Annotated in this window: 20 protein-coding genes; 14 read left to right on the top strand and 6 right to left on the bottom strand. The window is 69.9% G+C overall.

Features of this window, described 5'->3' with window-relative positions; genetic code table 11:
* Positions 1 to 122 precede the first annotated feature (122 nt).
* The 12 genes from uvrA to ACIA5C_RS04800 all read left to right on the top strand — a co-directional run bounded on the left by uvrA (position 123) and on the right by ACIA5C_RS04800 (position 15,012).
* Positions 123 to 3,098, top strand: coding sequence for an excinuclease ABC subunit UvrA (uvrA, locus tag ACIA5C_RS04855; protein ID WP_396051298.1), 2,976 nt, complete (start codon positions 123 to 125; stop codon positions 3,096 to 3,098).
* Between the two features lie 245 nt (positions 3,099 to 3,343).
* Positions 3,344 to 3,919 (top strand): Rieske (2Fe-2S) protein, encoded by a 576-nt coding sequence (locus ACIA5C_RS04850; RefSeq protein ID WP_396051296.1) that lies wholly within the window; start codon positions 3,344 to 3,346, stop codon positions 3,917 to 3,919.
* Positions 3,920 to 4,011: 92 nt separating this feature from the next.
* The gene (uvrC, locus tag ACIA5C_RS04845; RefSeq protein WP_396051294.1) at positions 4,012 to 6,162 is read left to right on the top strand and encodes an excinuclease ABC subunit UvrC; all 2,151 of its coding nucleotides are present in this window, start codon (positions 4,012 to 4,014) and stop codon (positions 6,160 to 6,162) included.
* Positions 6,163 to 6,303: 141 nt separating this feature from the next.
* Positions 6,304 to 7,182, top strand: coding sequence for an RNase adapter RapZ (gene rapZ / locus ACIA5C_RS04840; RefSeq protein WP_396052025.1), 879 nt, complete (start codon positions 6,304 to 6,306; stop codon positions 7,180 to 7,182).
* A complete protein-coding gene (yvcK, locus tag ACIA5C_RS04835; RefSeq protein WP_396051292.1) occupies positions 7,179 to 8,153 on the top strand; it encodes a uridine diphosphate-N-acetylglucosamine-binding protein YvcK in 975 nt (324 codons plus the stop codon). The genes rapZ and yvcK overlap by 4 nt, the downstream gene beginning before the upstream one ends.
* Before the next feature lie 129 nt (positions 8,154 to 8,282).
* Entirely contained in the window at positions 8,283 to 9,263 is a 981-nt protein-coding gene (gene whiA, locus ACIA5C_RS04830) for a DNA-binding protein WhiA (protein ID WP_396051291.1), read from the top strand.
* A gap of 481 nt (positions 9,264 to 9,744) precedes the next feature.
* Positions 9,745 to 10,053 carry a hypothetical protein gene (locus tag ACIA5C_RS04825; RefSeq protein ID WP_396051288.1) on the top strand — a complete coding sequence of 103 codons (309 nt, stop codon included), beginning with the start codon at positions 9,745 to 9,747 and terminating at the stop codon, positions 10,051 to 10,053.
* 1,165 nt (positions 10,054 to 11,218) lie between these two features.
* On the top strand, positions 11,219 to 12,217 hold the full coding sequence (gap, locus tag ACIA5C_RS04820; RefSeq protein WP_396051287.1) for a type I glyceraldehyde-3-phosphate dehydrogenase: 999 nt from the start codon (positions 11,219 to 11,221) through the stop codon (positions 12,215 to 12,217).
* A complete protein-coding gene (locus ACIA5C_RS04815) occupies positions 12,210 to 13,415 on the top strand; it encodes a phosphoglycerate kinase (RefSeq protein WP_396051285.1) in 1,206 nt (401 codons plus the stop codon). The genes gap and ACIA5C_RS04815 overlap by 8 nt, the downstream gene beginning before the upstream one ends.
* Positions 13,415 to 14,203: a triose-phosphate isomerase gene (gene tpiA, locus ACIA5C_RS04810; RefSeq protein WP_396051283.1), complete on the top strand. Its 789-nt coding sequence runs from the start codon at positions 13,415 to 13,417 to the stop codon at positions 14,201 to 14,203. The genes ACIA5C_RS04815 and tpiA overlap by 1 nt, the downstream gene beginning before the upstream one ends.
* Positions 14,204 to 14,287: 84 nt before the next feature.
* Positions 14,288 to 14,545 carry a preprotein translocase subunit SecG gene (gene secG, locus ACIA5C_RS04805; RefSeq protein WP_396051282.1) on the top strand — a complete coding sequence of 86 codons (258 nt, stop codon included), beginning with the start codon at positions 14,288 to 14,290 and terminating at the stop codon, positions 14,543 to 14,545.
* A gap of 125 nt (positions 14,546 to 14,670) precedes the next feature.
* Positions 14,671 to 15,012 carry an RNA polymerase-binding protein RbpA gene (locus ACIA5C_RS04800; RefSeq protein ID WP_396051280.1) on the top strand — a complete coding sequence of 114 codons (342 nt, stop codon included), beginning with the start codon at positions 14,671 to 14,673 and terminating at the stop codon, positions 15,010 to 15,012.
* Here ACIA5C_RS04800 and ACIA5C_RS04795 read toward each other — a convergent pair.
* The gene (locus ACIA5C_RS04795; RefSeq protein ID WP_396051277.1) at positions 15,009 to 15,614 is read right to left on the bottom strand and encodes a GNAT family N-acetyltransferase; all 606 of its coding nucleotides are present in this window, start codon (positions 15,612 to 15,614) and stop codon (positions 15,009 to 15,011) included. The two genes, ACIA5C_RS04800 and ACIA5C_RS04795, sit on opposite strands and share 4 nt — an antisense overlap.
* A gap of 78 nt (positions 15,615 to 15,692) precedes the next feature.
* Between ACIA5C_RS04795 and ACIA5C_RS04790 the strand changes: the two genes are divergently transcribed.
* On the top strand, positions 15,693 to 16,100 hold the full coding sequence (locus ACIA5C_RS04790) for a VOC family protein (RefSeq protein WP_396051275.1): 408 nt from the start codon (positions 15,693 to 15,695) through the stop codon (positions 16,098 to 16,100).
* Positions 16,101 to 16,421: 321 nt separating this feature from the next.
* Here the strand turns inward: ACIA5C_RS04790 and pgl are convergent, their stop codons facing one another.
* The 5 genes from pgl to tkt form a co-directional block, all read right to left on the bottom strand.
* Positions 16,422 to 17,147, bottom strand: coding sequence for a 6-phosphogluconolactonase (pgl, locus tag ACIA5C_RS04785; protein WP_396051273.1), 726 nt, complete (start codon positions 17,145 to 17,147; stop codon positions 16,422 to 16,424).
* A gap of 60 nt (positions 17,148 to 17,207) precedes the next feature.
* The gene (locus ACIA5C_RS04780) at positions 17,208 to 18,224 is read right to left on the bottom strand and encodes a glucose-6-phosphate dehydrogenase assembly protein OpcA (RefSeq protein WP_396051271.1); all 1,017 of its coding nucleotides are present in this window, start codon (positions 18,222 to 18,224) and stop codon (positions 17,208 to 17,210) included.
* On the bottom strand, positions 18,221 to 19,738 hold the full coding sequence (gene zwf, locus ACIA5C_RS04775; RefSeq protein WP_396051269.1) for a glucose-6-phosphate dehydrogenase: 1,518 nt from the start codon (positions 19,736 to 19,738) through the stop codon (positions 18,221 to 18,223). The genes ACIA5C_RS04780 and zwf overlap by 4 nt, the downstream gene beginning before the upstream one ends.
* Before the next feature lie 85 nt (positions 19,739 to 19,823).
* The gene (gene tal / locus ACIA5C_RS04770; protein WP_396051267.1) at positions 19,824 to 20,933 is read right to left on the bottom strand and encodes a transaldolase; all 1,110 of its coding nucleotides are present in this window, start codon (positions 20,931 to 20,933) and stop codon (positions 19,824 to 19,826) included.
* A gap of 11 nt (positions 20,934 to 20,944) precedes the next feature.
* Positions 20,945 to 23,074 (bottom strand): transketolase, encoded by a 2,130-nt coding sequence (tkt, locus tag ACIA5C_RS04765; protein WP_396051265.1) that lies wholly within the window; start codon positions 23,072 to 23,074, stop codon positions 20,945 to 20,947.
* A 257-nt stretch (positions 23,075 to 23,331) separates the two neighbouring features.
* Between tkt and ACIA5C_RS04760 the strand changes: the two genes are divergently transcribed.
* Positions 23,332 to 24,273: a heme o synthase gene (locus ACIA5C_RS04760; RefSeq protein WP_396052023.1), complete on the top strand. Its 942-nt coding sequence runs from the start codon at positions 23,332 to 23,334 to the stop codon at positions 24,271 to 24,273.
* The last annotated feature ends 120 nt before the right edge of the window (positions 24,274 to 24,393 follow it).

The following is a 24,393-nucleotide window of genomic DNA, read 5'->3' as shown; positions in this document are numbered from 1 at the left end:
TGTGCAGCATCCGGCAAGCGCTGGGAGTAGGGCGGGGCCGCGCGGGCAAAACTTGTCAGACCCCATGGCTAGAGTGGCCGCGGCTCCACCGAAATCAAACACCTGTACGGAGAGGCTGGCTCGTGGCCGACCGTTTGACCATTCGAGGCGCGCGCGAACACAACCTGCGTGACGTCAACCTCGATCTGCCCCGGGACGCGATGATCGTCTTCACCGGCCTGTCCGGGTCGGGCAAATCGAGCCTCGCGTTCGACACGATCTTCGCCGAGGGGCAGCGGCGGTACGTCGAGTCCCTCTCGTCCTACGCCCGGCAGTTCCTCGGGCAGATGGACAAACCCGACGTGGACTTCATCGAGGGCCTGTCGCCGGCCGTCTCGATCGATCAGAAGTCGACCTCGCGCAACCCGCGCTCGACGGTCGGCACGATCACCGAGGTCTACGACTACCTGCGGCTCCTCTTCGCCCGCACCGGCATCCCGCACTGCCCGGTCTGCGGCGAGCGCATCAGCAAGCAGACCCCGCAGCAGATCGTCGACCGGGTGCTCGCGATGGCCGACGGCACCCGCTTCATGGTGCTCGCCCCGGTCATCCGCGGCCGCAAGGGCGAATACGTCGACCTCTTCGCCGAGCTGCAGAGCAAGGGTTACGCGCGGGCCCGGGTCGACGGCGTGGTCTACCCGCTGACCGAGGTGCCCAAGCTCAAGAAGCAGGAGAAGCACACCATCGAGGTGGTGGTCGACCGGCTCAGCGTCAAGGCGGCGAGCAAGCAGCGCCTGACCGACTCGGTCGAGTCGGCACTCGGCCTGGCCGCCGGCATCGTGCTGCTCGACTTCGTCGACCTGCCGGAGGACGACCCGGGCCGCGAGCGTCGCTTCTCCGAGCACCTGGCCTGCCCCAACGACCACCCGCTGGCGATCGAGGACCTCGAGCCCCGGGTCTTCTCGTTCAACGCTCCGTACGGCGCCTGCCCGGAGTGCACCGGCCTGGGCACCAAGAAAGAGGTCGACCCCGAGCTGATCATCCCCGACCCGGAGCGCAGCATCCGCGAGGGTGCGATCCAGCCCTGGTCGACCGGCTCGACGGCGGAATACTTCATGCGCCCGCTCGAGGCGCTGGCCGAGGCCGAGAAGTTCAGCGTCGACACGCCGTGGCGTTCACTGCCCGCCCGCGCGCAGAAGGCGGTGCTCTACGGCTCGGAAGACCAGGTCCACGTCCGCTACCGCAACAAGTACGGCCGGGAGCGCTCCTACTACACCGGTTTCGAGGGCGTGATCCAGTGGATCGAGCGCCGGCACAACGACACCGAGAGCGACTGGTCGCGTGACAAATACGAGGGCTACATGCGCGACGTGCCGTGCCCGGTCTGCGGCGGCACGCGACTCAAGCCCGAGGTGCTCGCGGTGACCATCGCCGGCAAGAGCATCGCCGAGGTCTGCAACCTGTCGGTGGGGGAGTGCGCCGACCTGCTGGCCACGATCGAGCTCGACGACCGGCAGAAGATGATCGCCGAGCGGGTGCTCAAGGAGATCAACGCCCGGCTGCGGTTCCTGGTCGACGTCGGCCTCGACTACCTCTCGCTCGACCGGGGCGCGGGCACGCTCTCCGGGGGTGAGGCGCAGCGCATCCGGCTCGCCACCCAGATCGGTTCCGGCCTGGTCGGCGTGCTCTACGTGCTCGACGAGCCGTCGATCGGCCTGCACCAGCGCGACAACCACCGGCTGATCGAGACCCTCGTGAGGCTGAAGAACCTGGGCAACACCCTGATCGTGGTCGAGCACGACGAGGACACGATCCGGACGGCCGACTGGATCGTCGACATCGGCCCGGGCGCGGGCGAGCACGGCGGTCACATCGTGCACAGCGGTTCGGTCGAGGGCCTGCTGGCCAACGAGAAGTCACCGACCGGTGCCTACCTGTCGGGCCGCAAGTCGATCCCGACGCCGGCCACCCGGCGCCCGCAGGTGCCGGAGCGCGAGCTTGTCGTGCAGGGCGCGCGCGAGCACAACCTGCGCAACCTGACCGTCGGCTTCCCGCTCGGCCAGTTCATCGCGGTGACCGGGGTGAGCGGCTCGGGCAAGTCGACGCTGGTCAACGACATCCTCTACACGGTGCTGGCCAACCAGATCAACGGCGCCCGCATGGTGCCGGGCCGGCACACCCGGATCTCCGGTCTCGACAACGTCGACAAGGTGGTGGGCGTCGACCAGTCGCCGATCGGCCGCACTCCGCGGTCCAACCCCGCGACCTACACCGGCGTGTTCGACAACATCCGCAAGCTGTTCGCCGAGACCGTCGAGGCCAAGGTCCGGGGGTACGGTCCGGGCCGGTTCTCGTTCAACGTCAAGGGCGGCCGCTGCGAAAACTGCGCGGGCGACGGCACGATCAAGATCGAGATGAACTTCCTGCCCGACGTCTACGTCCCGTGCGAGGTGTGCAAGGGCGCCCGGTACAACCGGGAGACCCTCGAGGTGCACTACAAGGGCAAGACGATCTCCGAAGTGCTGGAGATGCCGATCGAGGAGGCCGCGACCTTCTTCGAGCCGATCACGTCGATCCACCGGCACCTCAAGACCCTGGTCGACGTCGGCCTGGGCTACGTCCGGCTGGGCCAGCCCGCGCCGACCCTGTCCGGCGGTGAGGCGCAGCGGGTCAAGCTCGCCTCCGAGCTGCAGAAGCGGTCGACCGGCCGGACGGTCTACGTGCTCGACGAGCCGACGACCGGTCTGCACTTCGAAGACATCCGCAAGCTGCTGATCGTGCTCAACGGCCTGGTCGACAAGGGCAACACGGTGATCACCATCGAGCACAACCTCGACGTGATCAAGAACGCCGACTACCTGATCGACATGGGCCCGGAGGGTGGCAACAAGGGTGGCCTGGTGCTCGCCACCGGCACTCCCGAGGAGCTGGCCGATGTGCCGGGCAGCCACACCGGGCAGTTCCTGCGCCCGATGCTCGGACTGAAGGGTAAGGCGCCGGCGTCCGGCGGCAAGGCGGCGCTGGCCCGGGCGGCCAAGGCCAATGGGGCCAAGGCGCCCCCGGTCGCGGCGGCCGCCAAGCCCCGGTCGACGCGGTCGAGGGCGAAGGCAGCGGTCTGAGGCAGGCTTCGCTCAGCAGGTTCTCAGGTGACTTCTAGCTACGATGCCCGGTCGACGATCTATCGTCGACCGGGTTCGCTGTGCGCCGGTCAACGGCGTGCAAAGCGCCCGGGCAAAGGCGCCCCAAAGGGCGTAAGTCGGTGACCAAAAGTCGCGGACGGGATGAACCACCGCCGCCGCGACGACGTATCTAACTGCGACGCCGCGTGACCACTAACGCGGACCAGCACTGGAGGACAACCCCGATGACAGACGTGCAGACGACGACCGAGCCCCACGTCGGCGAGACCGAGCCGACGCAGTCGTGCGCGTGCGCTCACTCGAACCGGCGCAACGTCCTGCTCGGCGCCGGCGCGGTCGGTGCGACCGCGGTCCTGGCGGCCTGCGGCACGACCGGCGGCGCGCACGCGAACGGCACCGACTTCAGCAACAACCCGGCCCCGGCCGGCAGCGCGGGCGCCCAGGCGACCGGCGCCGGCCCGGTCGGCACCGCCGGCCCCGGCGGCACCGCAGGCCCCAACGCGGGTGACGGCGGCGGCAGCACCCCGATCGCCAAGGTCGCCGATGTGAAGGTCGGCGGCGGCGTCATCAAGGGTGATTACGTGGTGACCCAGCCGACCGCCGGCACGTTCAAGGCGTTCAGCACCGTCTGCCCGCACCAGGGCTGCAACGTCAACAAGATCGACGGCGGCGTGATCAAGTGCCCGTGCCACGGCAGCCAGTTCTCGGTCAAGGACGGCTCGGTCGTCACCGGACCGGCGACCCAGGGCCTGACGGCGAAGAACGTCAAGGTTGACGGGGCCAACGTCGTCGCCGCATGATCTCCGGCCCGGCCGGAGGTCCGCGCCATGGCGGTGGCGACGGACCTCCGGTCGGGTAATCATGTCAGTCCCCCGCACTAGGCTTGTGAACTGTGCCTGACCCCTCCAGCTACCGGCCGGCCCCGGGCTCGATCCCCGAGGCTCCCGGCGTCTACCGCTTCCGTGATCCGACCGGCCGCGTCATCTACGTCGGCAAGGCGAAAAATCTGCGGAACCGGTTGAACTCCTACTTCGCCGACACGTGGTCGCTGCACGCACGGACGCAGCAGATGGTCACCACCGCGGGCAGCGTCGACTGGGTGACGGTTGGTACTGAGGTCGAGGCCCTCCAGCTGGAGTTCTCATGGATCAAGGAATTCGATCCGCGCTTCAACGTGAAATACCGCGACGACAAGTCGTACCCGTTTCTCGCCGTCACCCTCAACGAGGAGTTCCCCCGGCTGCAGGTGATGCGGGGCGCCAAGCGCAAGGGCGTGCGCTACTTCGGACCCTATTCGCACGCCTGGGCCATCCGCGAAACCCTCGACCTGCTGCTGCGTGTGTTCCCGGCCCGCACCTGCTCGAGCGGTGTCTTCAAGCGGTCCGGCCAGATCGGACGCCCGTGCCTGCTGGGCTACATCGGCAAATGTTCGGCGCCCTGCGTCGGCTCGGTGAGTGCCGACCAGCACCGGCAGATCGTCGACGACTTCTGCGACTTCATGGCCGGCCGCACCGACACGTTCGTCAAGCGGCTCGAGCGCGACATGATGCAGGCCAGCGAGGAACTCGAATTCGAGAAGGCGGCCCGGCTGCGTGACGACATCGCGGCCCTGCGCCGGGCGATGGAGAAGCAGACCGTGGTGCTCGGCGACGGCACCGACGCCGACGTGGTGGCGTTCGCCGAAGACCCGCTCGAGGCCGCCGTGCAGGTGTTCCACGTCCGCGACGGCCGGGTCCGCGGCCAGCGCGGCTGGGTGGTCGAAAAGGTGGAGGATCTGACGACCGGCGACCTCGTGCACCACTTCTGCAGCCAGATGTACGGCGAGGGCGAGGGCGAGGGCGACGTGCCCCGCGAGCTGCTGGTGCCGGCCCTGCCCGACGACGCACCGGCCCTGGCCGACTGGCTCTCCGAGCACCGGGGCAGCCACGTCAGCCTGCGGGTGCCCCAGCGCGGCGACAAGCGGTCCCTGCTCGAGACGGTGGCCCGCAACGCCGGCGAGTCGCTGCAGCGGCACAAGCTGCGCCGGGCCGGCGACCTGACCACGCGGTCGAAGGCACTCGACGAGATCGCCGAGGCGCTCGGGCTCGACACGGCACCGCTGCGCATCGAGTGCTTCGACGTCTCGCAGATCCAGGGCACCGACGTGGTGGCGTCCATGGTGGTCTTCGAGGACGGCCTGGCCCGCAAGAGCGAATACCGCCGGTTCACGGTCCGCGGCAACCCGGACGGCAGCGGCATGGACGACCTGTCGGCGATGAGCGAGGTCATGCGGCGGCGGTTCGCCCGCTACAAGGCCGAGGCCGGCGCGGACGCGCTGCGGGACCGGCCCGAGTCCGAAGCAGACGACGTCGCAGCCGACGACCCCACCACCGACGACCCCGCCACCGACGACCCCACCACCGACGACCCCACCACCGACGATCTCGCCACCAGCGACCTGCCCGGCATCGACCCGCTGACCGGCCGGCCGCGCCGCTTCGCCTACCCTCCTCAACTGATCGTGGTGGACGGCGGGCAGCCGCAGGTCAACGCCGTCGCCACGGTGATGGCCGACATGGGCATCACCGATGTGGCGCTGTGCGGGCTGGCCAAGCGCCTCGAAGAGGTGTGGCTGCCGGGCGACGACTTCCCGGTGATCCTGCCGCGGACGTCCGAGTCGCTCTACCTTCTGCAGCGGGTCCGCGACGAGGCGCACCGGTTCGCGATCACGTTCCACCGGCAGCGGCGGTCGAAGCGGATGACGGCGTCCGCGTTGGACAGTGTGCCCGGGCTGGGGGAGGCCCGGCGCAAGGCGCTGCTGCGGCACTTCGGGTCGCTCAAACGGGTGTCCGCGGCGACGCCGGAAGAGATCACCGAGGTGCCGGGCATCGGGCGGGTGACCGCCGAGGCGGTGCTGGCGGCACTCAACCCGCCGGCCTCCGGGTCGAAGGCCGAGCCGGAGCCCGGCGCGGTCCCGGTCGGCGGTGCGGGAAAGGCGAAGACCCGATCGCGTACGGCCGGTCTGCCCGCCCCGGCTCCGGTGCGGACGTCGGGCGAGATGTGAGATTCAGGCGTCCGGCAAACCAGCCGGGCGATGTCGGCCTAGGATGTTGTGTCCGCCCGATGGGGTTGCGGCGAAACGACGCGGGAGGCGTGCGTGACGGAGTTCGACTCGTCGGACCGCGAACGGGAACCCGACGGCGAAGTGGTCGAACCGGATGAGGCCGGCACCGACCTGGTCGTGGTCACCGGCGTGTCCGGCGGTGGCCGCAGCACGGTCGCCCGGGCCCTGGAGAACGTCGGCTACTACGTGGTCGACAACCTGCCCCAGGCGCTGATGCTCGACATGGCGCAGCTGGCGTTCCAGGCCGGGGGCGCGGCGCGGCGTACGGCAATGGTCCTCGATGTCCGCAGCCGGGCCTTCTCGACCGACCTGGCCGGGGCGGTCCACGCCCTGCGTGACCGCGGCTTCTCGCCGCGGGTCGTCTTCGTCGACGCCGACGACGAGGTGCTGATCAGGCGGTTCGAGTCGGTGCGCCGCTCGCACCCGCTGCAGGGCGACGGCCGGCTGGCCGACGGCATCGCGGCCGAGCGCAAGCTCCTCGAGGAGGCCCGCGAGCAGGCCGACGTGATCATCGACACCAGCCACCTCAACGTCAACCAGCTGCGGCGCCGGGTCGAGGAGCTGTTCGGCGGCGAGGACGCGCGCCGGCTGCGCATCACCGTGCTGTCCTTCGGCTTCAAGTACGGCCTGCCGCCCGACGCCGACTACGTGGTCGACGCGCGCTTCCTGCCCAACCCGTTCTGGGTGCCCGAGCTGCGCGACCACACCGGGCTGGAAGAGGCGGTCAGCAACTACGTGCTGGGCCAGGAGGGCGCCAACAACTTCGTCACGTCGTACGCCAACCTGATCTCCGCGACCGCACCCGGCTTCGAGCGCGAGGGCAAGCGCTACCTGACCGTCGCGGTCGGCTGCACCGGCGGCAAGCACCGCAGCGTCGCGATCGCCGAGGAACTGACCGCCCAGCTGCGCGACATCCGGCTCTCCGCCCACGCCTCGCACCGCGATCTGGGGCGCGAGTGACTTTGCGGGTGGTCGCGTTCGGTGGCGGCCACGGGCTGAGCGCCTCCCTGCGGGGCCTGCGGCGATGTGCCCGCGAACTCGACCTGGAGATCACCGCGATAGTCACCGTCGGCGACGACGGCGGCTCCAGCGGAAGATTACGAGCCGAACGCGACGCGCTCATCCCGCCCGGCGACCTGCGTCAGGCCCTGGCCGCGCTGGCGGCCGACGAACCGTACGAGCAGCGCACCGCCGAGCTGCTCCAGCACCGTTTCGCCGCGATGCAGGCCGTCGAGACCGCGGACGGCCTGGCCGGCCACCCGGTCGGCAACCTGCTGCTGCTCGGCCTGATGGAGATGCTGGGCGACCCGGTGGCCGCCCTCGACCACGCCGCGAAGATGGTCGGTGCCCAGGGCCGCATCCTGCCGATGGCCCGCCGCAAGATCGACATCGTGGCGGACATGCTCGGCGGCGACCCGGCGCGCCCCGACGACGTGGTGACGGTGCGCGGTCAGCACAACGTGGCGGTCGCGCACGGACACGTAGCGGCGCTCCGCATCGAGCCGGCCGACCCGCCGACCTGCGACGAGGCGATCGCCGCGATCGCGGACGCGGACTGGCTGATCTTCGGGCCGGGCAGCTGGTACACCAGCGTGCTCCCGCACCTGCTGGTGCCCGGCCTGGCCGCCGCGATCAGCGCCAGCCCGGCGCGCCGGCTGGTCACCCTTAACCTGGCCGCCGACAACGAGACCCACGGCCTCTCGGTCGCCGACCACCTGGCGGCGCTGCACTGGTACCGTCCCGGTCTCCGGGTCGACACCGTCCTCGCCGACGCCAAGTGGGTGGGCGAGCCCGAACCGGTGCACCAGGCGGCCGAATCGCTCGGCGCGCAGCTCGTATTGGCACCACTCGCCGTTGCGGACGGCAGCCCCAGGCATGATCCTGAGTCGTTGGGCGTTGCACTGGTGCCAGTATTGGGCGCCGCTCGTTAAGCAGACGGCGTACCACGGGTTGTTCGCGACTCGCCTTGAGTCGCAGATGGCCGAGGCTTGTGTGAGCGGTTTCGACCGTCGCGAATAATTCTCAACTGTTCAAGATCCGGCGCATGAGGTGACAACACGATGGCGATGACGGCAGCGGTCAAGGACGAGCTGAGCCGGGTCGACGTGCCCAAGCCGTGCTGCCGCCGCGCGGAGATGGCGGCCCTGCTGCGCTTCGCGGGCGGCCTGCACATCGTCTCCGGCCGCGTCGTGGTCGAGGCCGAACTGGACACCGGCGCCGTCGCCCGGCGCCTGCGGCGCGAGATCGGCGACGTGTACGGCTACCAGAGCGAAGTGCACGTGCTCGCCTCCGGCGGCCTGCGCAAGGGCAGCCACTACATAGTCCGCATCGTCAAGGACGGCGAGGCCCTGGCCCGCCAGACCGGCCTGCTCGACGTCCGCGGCCGCCCGGTCCGCGGCCTCCCGCCGCACGTGGTCTCGGCCAACGTCTGCTGCGCGGTAGCCGCCTGGCGAGGCGCGTTCATGGCCCACGGCTCCCTCACCGAGCCGGGCCGCTCCAGCGCCCTCGAGATCACCTGCCCCGGCCCCGAGGCCGCGCTGGCCCTGCGCGGAGCCGCCCGCCGCATCGGCATCACCGCCAAGGAACGCGAGGTCCGCGGCGTCGACCGCGTAGTCATCAAGGACGGCGACGCCATCTCGGCCCTGCTGACCCGCATCGGAGCACACTCGAGCGTCCTCGCCTGGGAGGAACGCCGAGTCCGCCGCGAGGTCCGCGCAACCGCCAACCGCCTCGCCAACTTCGACGACGCCAACCTCCGCCGCTCGGCCCGCGCCGCGGTCGCCGCGGCCGCCCGCGTCACCCGTGCCCTCGAAATCCTCGCCGACGAGGCCCCCAACCACCTCACCTCGGCGGGCCGGCTGCGCCTGGAGCACCGGCAGGCCTCGCTCGAGGAACTGGGCGCCCTCGCCGACCCGCCGCTGACCAAGGACGCCATCGCCGGACGCATCCGCCGCCTGCTCGCGCTCGCTGACAAGCGGGCCCGCGACCTGGGCATCCCCGACACCGAGGCCGCGGTCACCCCGGAAATGATGGCTTGCTGACGGCTTCTTGCCGGGAGGCCGCAGACGTACGCGTCGTCCGACCAGCTCTCGGCTCCACCGGCCGGGCCGGTCGCCACACCGGACCGTAGCGCCGCCGCCGGCCGGGCGGCGGGGGGAGGGCGACGACGCCGACATGACCGACCTTGCTACACCGCCCGGCCGTTCCCGGACTGTCCGGCGCTCCGGACGACGGGCCTTTGACACGGTCGAAGAGCCGCCGTCGCCGGTGCGCCCGCGCACTCGGCCGACCTGTCTTCGAGTACCACCGCGGCTGCGCCCGGCCCACCGCCAGATGTAGATCGACGGCACCGGCTTCCGGTCCGTGACGGCACCAGGTTCGCCGCCTGATTCCGAGCGGCTGAAACAGACGAAGCAAAGCATCTGGTAGCCGCTGTCCCTCGAAGGGCGGCCGCTCGCCGGGTTATCCACAGGCGGCGGAAGCGTGGTTTCTCCGGGCTCGTCGGCGCGGGAAAATTCCGGTGTGAGCGACGACAATCTGGAACGACGGGTGACCGCGGTCGAGGCCGAGGTCGCCGAGGTGCGAAGAGAGACCGCGGCGGCACGTGCGCTGGCGGCCGGAGTGAATCGGGACGTGGCGGATTATCGAGCCGAGCTGCGTGCACATACGCGCGGCCTCGAGGCACTGAGACAGGCGCAGATCGAGCGCTACGCAGAGCACAAAACAGACCTCGCGACGGGTCTCGCCCGGGTCGAGGCCCGTCTGCAGCACATCGTGCGCCTGCTCAGGGAACCCGGCACCGGCGCCGGCACGGCAAACGCCTCCCGCTGAGCGGGACCCACCACGGCCCCGAGCCAGGCGGTCCAGGGGTCGGGCGGTCCGGCAACCGCGTCTCCTGCGATCAAGCCGGCCTCTCGCAACGGTGGGTCCCCGCGTCGACGGCCCGGCAAGTCGGGCTGCAGCGTCGGCGGTGCGACCAAGCCGGACTCCTGCGACCAAGGCGGCCCCCCGGACCCTGGGGTCAAGCGGGCCTCTGGGGTCAAAGCGGGCGTCTGGGGGCAAGCGGGCGTCTGGGGGCAAGCGGGCGTGTGGGGGCAAGCGGGCGTGTGGGGGCAAGCGGGCGTGTGGGGGCAAGCGGGCGTGTGGGGGCAAGCGGGCGTGTGGGGGCAAGCGGGCGTCTGGGGGCAAGCGGGCGTCTGGGGGCAAGCGGGCGTCTGGGGGCAAGCGGGCGTCTGGGGGCAAGCGGGCGTCTGGGGGCAAGTCGGCCTCTGGGGGCAAGTCGGCCTCTGGGGGCAAGTCGGCCTCTGCGACCAAGCCGGCCTCTGCGACCAAGCCGGACCCTGCGGTCAAGCCGGACCCTGCGGTCAAGCCGGACCCTGCGGTCAAGCCGGACCCTGCGGTCAAGCCGGCCTCTCCCGACGCCGGGCCGCTGCGTCGGGGGGTGCGGCAAGCCGGCCTTCTGCGACGTGGCCGCCGCGTCGGCGACTCGGCCGTGACCGGTGCGGGGCGGGCGTCTGGCCCGGCGTTCTTCGTTTGCTGGAGTCGAGCAGGCGGGTCCGTCATCCACGATCTTGGCTTGCGCTCACTGAACGTGATCGTCTGCGGGCGGTCGGGGGCGTTACCCGCGCGGGGTGAGCATCTAACCGGGCGGAAGGGGCGATGGCCCGTGTTGCAGCAGGTCGGGGCGCTGCGGTGGGGTGGTTGGGGGTGATTTACGCCGTACGGTATGGGGGTTTTGAGACAAATGGAAAGTGAAGCTGGGGTGATAACGGTTCAGCTGCAACCCCGACGGTGGGTGCTCAGCGGGCTCGGATAGGGTTCGGGGTGACGGCGACGGTGCCGGCAGCTTGGCCGACCCGTGCCGTGACGCCGCCGAAGTGCTGGCGCGGCGCCTTATCGGCGGCCGGGCGCCCCCTTGCCGGCCTCGACACATGGTCGGCACGCAGATCCTCCGCCGGTCGCAGACTCCGGCGGACCGAAACGAGGAGATCCACCTGTGACCATCCGGGTTGGCATCAACGGCTTCGGCCGTATCGGCCGCAACTTCTTCCGGGCGGTTCTCGCCTCCGGTGCGGACATCGAGGTCGTCGCCGTGAACGACCTGACCGACACCGCGACCCTGGCCCAGCTGCTCAAGTACGACTCGATCCTGGGCCGCCTGCAGCACGAGGTGAAGGCCACCGCCGACGAGATCAACGTCGGTGGCAAGGCGATCAAGGTGTTCGCCGACCGTGACCCGGCCAACCTCAAGTGGGGCGACGTCGGCGTCGACGTGGTCATCGAGTCGACCGGCTTCTTCACCGACGCCACCAAGGCCAAGGTGCACGCCGACAACGGTGCCAAGAAGGTCATCATCTCGGCGCCGGCCAAGAACGAGGACATCACGATCGTGATGGGCGTCAACGACAACCTGTACGACGCCGCCAAGCACAACATCATCTCGAACGCGTCGTGCACCACCAACTGTCTCGCCCCGATGGCGAAGGTCCTCAACGACACCATCGGCATCGAGCGTGGCCTCATGACCACGATCCACGCGTACACCCAGGACCAGAACCTGCAGGACGGCCCGCACAAGGACCTGCGTCGCGCCCGCGCCGCCGCCCTCAACGTGGTGCCGACCTCGACCGGTGCCGCCAAGGCCGTCAGCCTGGTGCTGCCGGAGCTCAAGGGCAAGCTCGACGGCTTCGCGATGCGCGTGCCGATCCCGACCGGCTCGGCCACCGACCTGACCTTCCAGGCCGGCAAGGAGACCTCGGTCGACGAGGTCAACGCCGCGATCAAGGCCGCCGCGGACGGGCCGCTCAAGGGCATCCTGGTCTACACCGAGGACCCGATCGTCTCGTCGGACATCGTCACCGACCCGGCCTCGTGCATTTTCGACGCCGGCCTCACCAAGGTGATCGGCAACCAGGTCAAGGTCGTCGGCTGGTACGACAACGAGTGGGGCTACTCGAACCGCCTCGTCGACCTGGTCAAGCTGGTCGGTGCGTGAGTTGAAGACGCTCGACGACCTGCTCGGCGAGGGTGTGCAGGGTCGGCGCATCATCGTGCGCGCCGACCTGAACGTCCCCTTCGACAAGAACAACGCCGGTGTCATCACCGACGACGGCCGGGCCCGCGCGGTGCTGCCGACGCTGATCGCGCTGCGTGACGCCGGTGCCCGCGTCATCGTGATGTCGCACCTCGGCCGGCCGAAGGGTGCGCCGGACCCGAAGTACACGCTGGCGCCGGTCGCGACCCGCCTGGCCGAGCTGCTCGGCTCGCCGGTCGTGTTCGCCACCGACACCATCGGTGACGACGCGCAGACGAAGGTGGCCGCGCTGGCCGACGGGGGCGTCCTGCTCCTGGAGAACTTGCGGTTCAACCAGGGCGAAACCGCCAAGGACGATTCCGTACGCGTCGCCTTCGCGGAGCAGCTGGCCGCCTTCGCCGACTACTACGTCGACGACGCTTTCGGCGCGGTGCACCGCAAGCACGCCTCGGTCTACGACGTGCCGGCTCTGCTCCCGCACTACGCGGGCGGGCTCGTCCTCAAAGAGGTCGAGGTCCTCAAGCGCGTGAGCGAGAGCCCGGAGCAGCCGTACGTGGTGGTGCTCGGCGGTTCCAAGGTTTCCGACAAGCTCGCGGTGATCAAGGCGCTGCTGCCCAAGGTCGACAAGCTTCTGGTCGGCGGCGGCATGTGCTTCACGTTCCTCAAGGCCCAGGGCCACGAGGTCGGGAAGTCGCTGCTGGAGGCCGAGATGATCGACACGTGTGCCGATCTTCTGGCGCAGGCCGACGGGCGCATTGTCCTTCCGGTGGATGTCGTCGCGGCGACCGCCTTCGACGCCGCCGCCGAGCACGACGTGGTTGACGCGTCGGCCATTCCGGCGGACCGGCTCGGTCTGGACATCGGTCCGAAGTCGGTTGAGCTCTTCGCGTCGGCCATCGCCTCGGCGAAGACCGTCTTCTGGAACGGCCCGATGGGCGTCTTCGAGCTGGCGCCGTTCGCGGCCGGCACCCGGGGCGTCGCCGAGGCCATCACGAAGATCGACGGCTTCTCGGTCGTCGGCGGCGGCGACTCGGCCGCGGCCGTGCGCACGCTCGGCATCGACGAGTCCGGCTTCGGGCACATCTCGACCGGCGGCGGCGCCTCCCTCGAATACCTCGAGGGCAAGAAGCTGCCCGGCGTCGAAGCACTGGAGAAGTGATGACTGACGCGCGCAAGCCGATCATCGCCGGCAACTGGAAGATGAACCTCAATCATTTCGAGGCCAATCTGCTGATCCAGAAGCTGGCCGCGGGTCTGTCCGCCGAGACGCTGAGCCAGGTCGAGGTGGTCGTGATGCCGCCGTTCACCGATCTGCGCACCGTGCAGACCGCGGTGGACGGCGACAAGGTGCAGATCGCGTACGGCGCCCAGGACGTCTCGCCGCACAAGGGCGGGGCGTACACCGGGGACATCGCCGCGTCGATGCTGAGCAAGCTCGGCTGCACCTACGTGCTGGCCGGGCACTCCGAGCGCCGCGAATACCACCACGAGGACGACGTCCTGGTCAACGCCAAGGTCCGCGCGGCCTTCGCGGCCGGCCTCACGCCGATCCTCTGCGTGGGCGAGGGCCTGTCCGTCCGCGAGGAGGGCGGCCACGTCGGGCACTGCCGGGGCCAGCTCGACGCGGGTCTCGAGGGGCTCACCCCGGAGCAGGTCAAGCAGGTCGTGATCGCGTACGAGCCGGTCTGGGCGATCGGCACCGGAAAGACCGCGACGCCGCAGGACGCCCAGGAAGTCTGCGGCGAGCTGCGCTCGCGGCTTGCCGAGACGTACGGCAAGGAAATCCCGGACGTGGTTCGCATCCAGTACGGCGGCTCGGTGAAGGCGAACAACATCGCCTCGATCATGTCGCAGCCGGATGTGGACGGTGCCCTGGTCGGTGGCGCCAGTCTGGACGCCGACGAGTTCACCTCGATCGTCCGTTACCGCGAGCACGTAGGTAAGTAACAACGAGCAGCATGCCCGGGCGTGGAGAACGCCCGGGCATTCGCTATTGTTGGACCGCTGCGGTGCCCTTTGAGAGGATTGACCATGCCGATCGCGTTCGCATACACGCTGGTCGTGTTGCTGATCATCACCAGCATCCTGCTGACGCTGCTGATCCTGCTCCACCGGGGCAAGGGCGGCGGTATGTCGAGCATGTTCGGCGGCGGCGTGACCTCCAGCCTGTCCGGCTCGTCGGTGGCGGAGAAAAACCTCGACCGCTACACGATCCTGGTCGGGGTCGTATGGTTCGCGTGCATTGTCGGGCTCGCGCTCTGGCTGCGCACCGCGCTGCCTTCTTCCTGACCGACAGTAATAGTCGTAGAATCCTCCGCGCGCCCGGCCGGCCGGGCGCGCGGTTGTTTATTTATCCCGTAAGGCCGTGATTTCTTCCGGCCCCTATCTCGCCCCTCGAGACAGGAGTGACGTCCGTGTCCAGTGGCAGTGCGATCCGCGGAAGCCGCGTCGGGTCCAGCCCGATGCGCCCCGACGAGCGCAGTGAACCCGCCCCGCGCCGGGAGGTGACCTACTTCTGCGCGGCCGGCCACGAGAGCCAGATCTGGTTCGCGCTCGACGCCGCCGCGCCCGAGACGTGGGATTGCCCGCGCTGCGGCCAGCCGGCCGGCCTCGACGGGCAGAACCCGCCGGGGCGGTCACGCGCCGAGCCGTACAAGTCGCATCTGGCGTACGTCAAGGAGCGCCGGTCCGACGAGGACGGCGCCAAGATCCTGGCCGAGGCCCTGGAAAAGCTGCGCCAGCGGCGAGGGCGCTAAACCTTCGTCTCCCGCCCGAGATAGAGGCCGCCGCGGTCCGGCGGCATCGGGATCTCGGTGAAGCCCAGCCGGTCGTAGAAGGCGCGCGCGCCGGTGTTCGACGGTGCCATGCTCAGGTGCACCCGTTCGACGCCGGCCGCGTGCAGGCCCTGCAGGAAGCTGGTCATCAGCGCCCGCCCCTCGCCATGCCCGCGCGCCTCCGGCAGCAGGTCGATGTGCAGGTGGGCGGGGTAGGCCTCGAGCTCGGGCAGCAGCATGCGCTGCGGTTGGCGAAGCTGCTTCAGCAGGTTCTCGTCCCGCGGGTCGTCGTCGTTGTCGTAGCGGCCGCCGAGCGCGGGCAGCCACTCGGCTTCGTAGCGGCGCACGAACTCGGGCGTGTTCACCGTCCCGAGGATGTAGCCGACCGCGTTGCCCTCGCCGTCGTCGAGGATCCGGGCCACGCCGGGCTCCAGCGTGACGTACGGCGCCGCGTAGATGTCGCCCATGAGCCGGTCGTCGCTGAACCGGCCGCGCAGGTCCGCGCCGGCGTCGGCGGTGGAGATGCAGATGTCGTACAGGGCGTCGAGGTCGCTCGGGCGATACCCGCGGATGATCGGCTGCACCCCGCGAGTCTAGGGGGAGTGATCGCCTGACGCCTTAACGTGTGTTCACGCTCGCAGCCGGTCTGACACGATGGCTCGGTGAACTGGACACTCGAAGTGGTAGTGGTGCCGGTGGGCGACATCGACCGGGCCAAGGCCTTCTATGCGGACGGGCTCGGCTTCCACGTCGACCACGACATCGTGATGGGCGACGAGGTGCGGATCGTGCAGCTGACGCCGCCCGGCAGCGGATGCTCGGTGGTGATCGGCAAGGGCGCGGTGCCGGCCATGGAGCCGGGGTCGCTCAAAGGGCTGCAGCTGGTGGTGCCGGACATTGCGGCGGCCCGGGAAGAGCTCCTGGCGCACGGCGTGGCGGTCGGCGAGGTGCAGGTGATCGGGGAAAACCCGCATCCGGTGGCCCACCCGCTCGACAACGTCGGTTTCCTGTTCTTCGACGACCCGGACGGCAACAGCTGGGGCATCCAGCAGATCTCGACCCGCGCCTGAGCCGGACGACGGCCGCGTCCGGCCGATCCGGAGGGGGCTGGACCGGCTGACGGCCCGGCCGGCCCGCCCAGCCGGAGGATGGCCCACGGGTGGCCGACCTGAAGCGGGCTGGACCGGCTGATCGCCTGGCCGGCCCGCCTTGCGGGACGATGGCCGCGGGCGGTTGATTCGGGGGCGGGCTCGGCCGGGGACGGCTGGGCCGCGGGCGGCCAACCCGGGGGGCGGCTGGGCCGGCTGATCGCCCCGGCCGGCGGCGGGAAACGGCCCGGTGTTGCAGTTGGCCGTTTCCCTGAAGCACGGTGGGTGTCGGACGTCCGTACGTTATGAGGCCGCGACGTCGGCAGCTGCCGCACCGTCGAGGAGCCAGAGGGTTCGGCTGGTGCCGGTGGCGTGCGCGGCCGGGAGGGATTTGTCGCCGTTGAGGGCTGCTCCCACCGACTTGGTCTTGTCGGGGCCAGCGGCGACCAGCCACACCTCGTCGGCCGACTGGATCGTCGGCATCGTCAGGGTGATGCGCGTGGGGGGCGGCTTCGGGCTGTTGAAGGTGGCGGCCGTCGCGCCGGTCTCGTTGAGGACCGGGTGGCCGGGGAACAGGCTGGCCACGTGGCCGTCCTCGCCGACGCCGAGCATCAGGACGTCGAAGGCGGGGTGGTCGCCCAGTTCGCGGGCGTAACGCTCGGCCGCGACGGAAGCATCGTCGCCGTCGGGACCGTCGGACGCCGGCATCGCGTGCACCCGGGCCGGGTCGAGCGGCAGGGCGTCGAGCAGGGCCGCGCGGGCCTGGGTGTCGTTGCGGTCCGGGTCGCCGGTGGGCAGGAAGCGCTCGTCGCCCCACCACAGGTCGACGTGGGCCCAGTCGATGGCCTTCGCGGCCGGCAGGTCCTTGAGGCCGGCCAGGACCTTGGCGGCGATGCGGCCGCCGGTCAGCACGATGCTTGCCGAACCGCGCTCGGCCTGAGCGTCGATGATCTTGATGGTGAGCCGGGCGGCGACGGTCGCGGCCAAGGTGTCGGCGTCGGGGGACACGACGACCAGGGTCTTACTCATGGGGCCTCCAAGGCGGAAAGGGCCGCCCACCGTTACCGGTGGACGGCCCTGGAACGGCTGTCAGGCGGCTGAGCCGCCGGGGCCGGCGAGAGCGCCCTCGTCGGCGCCCGCGCGGGCGGCCAGCGCCGGGTCCTTCCAGACGTGCACCCGCATCGGCGCCCTCTTGTCGAGGCCGGTCTGGCCGGCCATCGCGCCGAGCGCCTCGGCGTAGATCTGGTCGGCGTCGAGCCGGCGCAGCTCCTCGGCCAGTTCGTCGCCGACCGGCCGCTTGGGGAGCGGCATGTAGCGGTCTTCCTGGCCGGTGCGGCTGAACAGCGCCGTGTTCTCCTCGCGGGTCACGGTCACACAGTCGCCGTTGGCGCACTGCAGCTGCACCGAGTGCATCCGCGGGGACCGGTCGGTCGGCTCCCACACGGGGACGATGCCGAGCCGGGACTGCAGCCAGCCCTTCATCAGGGCCGCGGTCGGGTCGCTCGGCGGCGCCACGATCGTGGCCCCGGTGACCCGCTCCTCGGTGGTGTCGAACGCGCCCGCCACCAGGGTGCGCCACAGCGTGATGCGGGTCCAGGTGAGGTCGGTGTCGCCGGGCGCGTAGTCGGCCGCCCGCTGGCGCAGGGCGGCGACCGGGTCGGGCGCGAGCGCGCAGTCGGTGATCCGCCGGTCGGCCACCACGCCCAGGAAGTCGTTGGCGATCTGGTGCGGCGGCTCCTCGTGCCACCACGTGACCACCGGGACGTCCGGTGCGAGCAGCGGCATGACCACCGACTCGGCGTGCAGGGCGAGACGGCCGTACATCCGCATCACGACCGCCTCGGCCGGACCGAGGCGGCCGCCGACCACGATCTCGGCGTCCAGCCGGCTGCGGCCCTCCAGGTCGGAGCGTACGACGATGAGCAGCCGGCACGGGTGCGCGGCGGCCGCGATGGTGGCCGCGGCCTCGGCTTCCCGGACCTTCTTCTCCTCGACCACCGCGACCAGTGTCAGCGCGAGACCGGAGGCCACGCCGCCGGCGCTCCGCCGCTCGGCCGCGAGGGCCTTGACGACCTCGTTGCCGGTGGTGTCCCAAAGACCGATCATGCTCGCCTCCATGCGCGACCCTCGCGGGCCAACATCTCGTCCGCGGCGCGCGGGCCCCACTCACCGGCCCGGTAGGGCTCCGGCTTGGTGCCGGCCCACGCGGCCTCCAGCGGGTCGATGACCCGCCACGACTGCTCCACCTCGGCCGCGTCCGGGAACAGGGTCCGGTCGCCGACCAGCACGTCGAGCACCAGGCGTTCGTACGCCTCGGGGCTGGACTCGGTGAACGCCTCGCCGTACTGGAAGTCCATCGCGATGTCGCGGACCTCCATGGTCGTGCCGGGCACCTTGGAACCGAACTTGAGGACCACGCCCTCGTCCGGCTGGACCCGGATGACCAGCTGGTTGTTGCCGAGCATCTCCACGTCGGCCGGGTCGAACGGCAGGTGCGGGGCCCGCTTGAACATGATCGCGATCTCGGTCACCCGGCGGGGCATGCGCTTGCCGACCCGGACGAAGAACGGGACCTCGGCCCAGCGGCGGTTCTGGATGCCGAGCCGGACACCCACATAGGTCTCGGTCGTGGAGTCGGACGGGATGTCCTTCTCCTCCAGGTAGCCCACCGCGCGCTCGCCGGCGACCCAGCCCGGCAGGTATTGCCCGCGGACGGTGCCCTTGGCGATGTCGGCCGGGATGCTGATCGCCTTGAGGACCTTGAGCTTTTCCGCCCGCACCTCCTGCGGGTCGAAGCTCGTCGGCTCCTCCATGGCGACCAGGGCCAGCAGCTGGAGAAGGTGATTTTGCAGCACGTCGCGGGCGGCGCCGGACGCGTCGTAGAACGCGGCCCGGGTGCCGATGCCGACGTCCTCGGCCATGGTGATCTGGACCGAGTCGACGTACTTGGAGTTCCAGACCGGCTCGAACAGGCTGTTGGCGAAGCGGAGCGCCAGAATGTTCTGAACCGTCTCCTTGCCCAGATAGTGGTCGATGCGGTAGACGTCCTGCGGGGTGAAGACCTCGTCGACCAGCTGGTTGAGCGAGATCGCGGTCTGCAGGTCGTTGCCGAACGGCTTCTCGACGACCACCCGGCGCCACCCGCCGGACTTCGCGTTGTCGGCCATGCCGGTGCGCGCCAGCTGGTTGAGCACCAGCGGGAACGCGGCCGGCGGGATGGAGAAGTAGAAGGCGGCGTTGCCGGGGATGCCGTTGCGCTCGCGCAGATCGTCCAGGGTGGCCGCCAGGTGGTCGAACGCGGCGTCGTCGTCGAACGAGCCGGGTACGAACTGGAACTGGCTGGCCAGGCGCTGCCAGACGTCCTCGCGCCACGGGGTCCGGGCGCCCTTCTTCGCCGCCTCGTAGGCCAGCGACTCGAAGTCGCCGTCGCCCCAGTCGCGGCGGGCGAAGCCCAGCACCACGAAACCGGGCGGCAGCAGACCGCGGTTGGCCAGGTCGTAGACGGCCGGGATGAGCTTCTTTCGGGACAGGTCACCGGTGACTCCGAAGATCACCAGAGCGCAGGGCTCCGGGATGCGGGGGAGCCTGCGGTCCTGTGCGGTACGCAGCGGATTGCCCACGTGGTCCATCCTGCCAGTTCTCGGTGTCGTGCAGGTGAAGAAGGCAGGGGCCCGCCCATGAAAGAGCGAGCCCCTGTTATGAGGATCAGACGCCGGTGCCGGCCTTGAGCGACTTCTGGACGCTCTCCAGCAGTTCCTTCCAGCTGACCTCGAACTTGTCGACACCCTCGTCCTCGAGGACCTTGACGACGTCGTCGAAGTCGATGCCGACCGCCTTGAGGTCGGCCATGACCTGCTTGGCCTCGCCGTACTTGCTGGTCAGGTCGCCCTTGAGCTCGCCGTGGTCCTCCCACGCCTTGATCACGGATTCGGGCATCGTGTTGACGACACCCTTGGCGACCAGTTCCTCGACATAGATGGTGTCCGGGTAGTCCGGGTTCTTGGTCGAGGTGGACGCCCACAGCGGCCGCTGCGGGTGAGCGCCGGCCGACTCGAGGGCCTTCCAGCGGTCGGTGCCGAAGACCTCGGAGTATGCCTCGTAGGCCAGCTGGGCGTTGGCGATCGCCGCCTTGCCCCGCAGCGCCTTGGCCTCGTCAGTGCCGATCTTGTCGAGGCGCTTGTCGACCTCGGAGTCGACGCGCGACACGAAGAACGACGCGACCGAACCGATCTTGGTGATGTCGTGGCCGTTGGCCTTGGCCTGCTCGATGCCGGCCAGGAACGCGTCCATGACCGCGCGGTAGCGCTCGAGCGAGAAGATCAGCGTCACGTTCACGCTGATGCCCTCGGCCAGCGTCTTGGTGATCGCGGGCAGACCGTCCATGGTCGCCGGGATCTTGATGTAGAGGTTTTCCCGGTCGACCAGCCACCAGAGCGACTTGGCCTCGGCGACGGTCTTGTCGGAGTCGTGCGCGCTGCGCGGGTCGACCTCGATGGACACCCGGCCGTCGACGCCGTCGGACGCGTCGTACGCCGGACGCTCGACGTCGCAGGCGTCGCGGACGTCGCGAGCGGTCATCAGGCGCACGGCCTCCTCGACCGAGACGCCCATCTTCGCCAGGTCGCCGACCTGCTGGTCGTACGCGTCGGCGTCGGAGAGCGCCTTCTGGAAGATGCTCGGGTTGGTGGTCACGCCGACCACGTGCTGGTCCTTGAGCATCTTCGCCAGCGAGCCACTGGTCAGGCGGACTCGGGAGAGATCGTCGAGCCAGACCGCCACACCCGCGGCCGAGAGCTCACCTAGACGGTCAGTCATTGTGATTCTCCTCAGTTACCGGTCGTGTGACCGGTGATCTCGCCGACCCTGGCCAGGGCGGCGTTGGCCTTTGCCACCACGTTGTCCGCGGTGAACCCGAACTGCTCGAACAGGATCTTGGCCGGCGCGCTGGCGCCGTAGTGCTCGATGCTGACCGGCTCGCCCGCATCTCCAAGGATGCGGTCCCAGCTCATCCGAATGCCAGCCTCGACCGTCACACGGGCCTTGACCCCGCGCGGCAGCACCTGCTGCTGGTACGCGGTGTCCTGCGCGTAGAACCACTCCTGGCAGGGCATCGACACGACCCGGGTCGGTGTGCCCGCGGCCTCGAGGCGTTCCTGGGCGAGCAGGCAGATCGACACCTCGGAGCCGGTGCCGACGAGGATCACCTGGGGCTCGCCGCCGGACGCCTCGGACAGGATGTATCCGCCCTTGAGGACGCCTTCGGCCGACGCGTGCTTCGAGCGGTCGATCGTCGGCAGCGGCTGGCGGCTGAGGGCGAGGGCGGTCGGCGAGTCGGTGTGCTCGATCGCGCCGCGCCAGGCCCAGGCGGTCTCGTTGGCGTCGGCCGGACGGACCACGTTGAGCCCGACGATCGCCCGCAGGGCGGACAGCGTCTCGATCGGCTGGTGGGTCGGGCCGTCCTCGCCGAGGCCGATCGAGTCGTGCGTCCACACGTAGATGACCGGCAGCTTCATCAGCGCGGCGAGCCGGACGGCGCCCCGCATGTAGTCGCTGAAGACCAGGAACGTGCCGCCGTACGGCCGGGTGAGCCCGTCGGCCTGGATGCCGTTGAGGATCGAGCCCATGCCGTGCTCGCGGATGCCGAAGTGCAGCGTCCGGCCGTACTCGTTGCCGGGGAACTCCTTGGTGGCGTACTCGGCCGGGATGAAGGACGGCTCGCCCTTCATCGTGGTGTTGTTGCTCTCCGCGAGGTCGGCCGAGCCGCCCCACAGCTCCGGCAGCACCGGGGCGAGCGCGTTGAGGACCTGCTGCGAGGCGGCCCGCGTCGCGAGGCCCTTGGCGTCGGCCGGGAACTCGGGCAGCGACTTCTCCCAGCCGTCCGGGAGCTTGTTCGCGGTCAGCCGGTCGAACAGCGCCTTGCGCTCCCCGTTGGCCTCGGCCCAGGAGTCGAACGCCTTCTGCCACTCGGCGCGCGCCGCGCGACCCCGCTCGGCCGCACCCCGGGTGTGCTCGAGGACGGCCGGGTCGACGGCGAAGGTCTCGTTGGGGTCGAACCCGAGGATCTCCTTGGTCGCCTTGACCTCGTCGGCGCCCAGGGCCGAGCCGTGGACCTTACCGGTGTTCTGCTTGTTGGGGGCCGGCCAGCCGATGATCGTCTTGAGCACGATGAAGGACGGACGGTCGGTGACCTGCCGGGCGGCCTGGATCGCGTTCCACAGGGCCTCGACGTCCTCGTGGTAGTCGCCCTTGGCCGGATCGCCCTTGCGCCACGAGACGGTCTGGACGTGCCAGCCGTACGCCTCGTAGCGCTTGCCGGCGTCCTCGCTCTTGGCGATGCGGGTGTCGTCCTCGATGGAGATCTCGTTGTCGTCGTAGATCAGCGTGAGGTTGCCCAGCTTCTGCACCGCGGCGAGCGCGCTCGACTCGTGGCTGACACCTTCCTCGATGTCGCCGTCCGAGCAGAGCGCGTAGATGTTGTGGTCGAACGGGGACCGGCCCGCGTCGGTCTCCGGGTCGAAGAGGCCACGCTGACGCCGGGCGGCCATCGCCATGCCGACCGCGTTGCCGATGCCCTGGCCGAGCGGGCCGGTCGTGATCTCGACACCGGGGGTGTGCCCGAACTCGGGGTGACCTGGGGTCAGCGAGCCCCACTGGCGCAGCGAGGCCAGGTCGTCCAGCGCCAGGCCGTAGCCGGAGAGGTAGAGCTGAATGTAGAGGGTGAGGCTGGAGTGCCCACAGGAGAGCACGAAGCGGTCGCGGGCGGCCCACTGCGGATCGGTCGGGTCATGCCGCATGACCCGGTTGAACAGCAGGTAGGCGGCGGGAGCGAGGCTCATGGCGGTGCCGGGATGGCCGTTACCCGCCTTTTCGACGGCGTCCATGGCGAGGACCCGCACGGTGTCCACCGCTTTGCGGTCGAGGTCGGACCAGTTGAGAGCAGGATCAGTGGCAGCCACGTCGGTTGTGCTCCTCGGGCATGGTTGAGGGACCCTTTTGAGACTGACCCTATCCACTTGCCTTAAACCCGCGCCCCGGGAACGGCTCAGGCCCATACGCTGAGAGCGGACACGCCGGGGACCCGCCCGCATCGGGTCCCGGGTCGCCAGAGCAGCACAGATGACTGCGCGTAGGCTGACCGGGCGTCCCGCCGGCCCCGGCCGGCAACGGCCGTGAGTGGCTGGTGTCGAATGCCGGAAGGTGGCTGTCCGTGAGCATGATCACCGAGCGTCCCGTGGTCGTGGCCTCGCCAGGTGAACTGGCCCGTGCCGCGCGGTCGGGCCGTCGTGACTGGGCTGCGGTCCTCCGTGCCTATCTCGCGCTCACCAAGCCGCAGATCGTCGAGCTTCTGCTCGTGACCACTGTGCCGTCGATGATGCTGGCCGCCGGCGGCTGGCCTGACCTGCGCGTCTTCGCCGTCGTCCTGATCGGCGGGGCGCTGGCCGGCGGTGCCGCGAGCGCGCTCAACTGCTACATCGACCGCGACATCGACCAGCTCATGCGGCGCACCAAGCGGCGCCCGCTGCCGGCGCACAGCGTCACCCCACGGTCGGTTCTGGTGTTCGGCCTGGCCCTGGCCGTGATCTCGGTCGCGCTGATGGCGGTCTACACCAACTGGCTCGCCACCGCGCTTACCGCGGGCGCCATCTTCTACTACGACGTGGTCTACACGCTCTGGCTGAAGCGGCGCACCCCGGCCAACACCTTCTGGGGCGGGGTCTGCGGTGCGGCTCCGGTGATCATCGGATGGGCCGCCGTGACCGGTGGGGTGTCTCCACTCGGATGGGCGCTTTTCGCGGTTGTCTTCTTTTGGCAGATGCCGCACTTCTACGCGTTGGCCGTGAAGTACAAGGACGACTACGCCCGGGCCGGCATCCCGATGTTGCCGGTGGTGCGGTCGATGACCAGGGTGAACGTCGAGATTGCGGTGTTCACTGTGCTCACCGTGGCGGCGTCGCTGGCCGCGTGGCCGCTCGGGCTCGGCCCGATCTACGGCGCGACCGCCCTCTTGACCGGCGGCTTCTTTCTGTACGAGGCGTTCCGGCTGGTCCAGCGCACGCGGCGGGGCGAGGCGGTCAACCCGATGCGGTTGTTCCACGCGTCCATCACGTACCTGACGATCCTGTTCATCGCTGTGGCGGTCGACGCACTCGTTTGAGGGGTTGGTCGTCACTCCTTGGATGGAAACTTGTTGATGGGACAAATCGGGCGCAATTGGTGCATACCAATGCCATAATTCGTTAAACCCGCAGGTAATTGGCATCACAAAATGCCGCAG

The sequence above is a fragment of the Actinoplanes sp. NPDC051343 genome (genome assembly GCF_044455125.1).
Taxonomy (GTDB): Bacteria; Actinomycetota; Actinomycetes; order Mycobacteriales; family Micromonosporaceae; genus Actinoplanes.
This window is presented reverse-complemented; position numbering and strand designations above follow the sequence as displayed.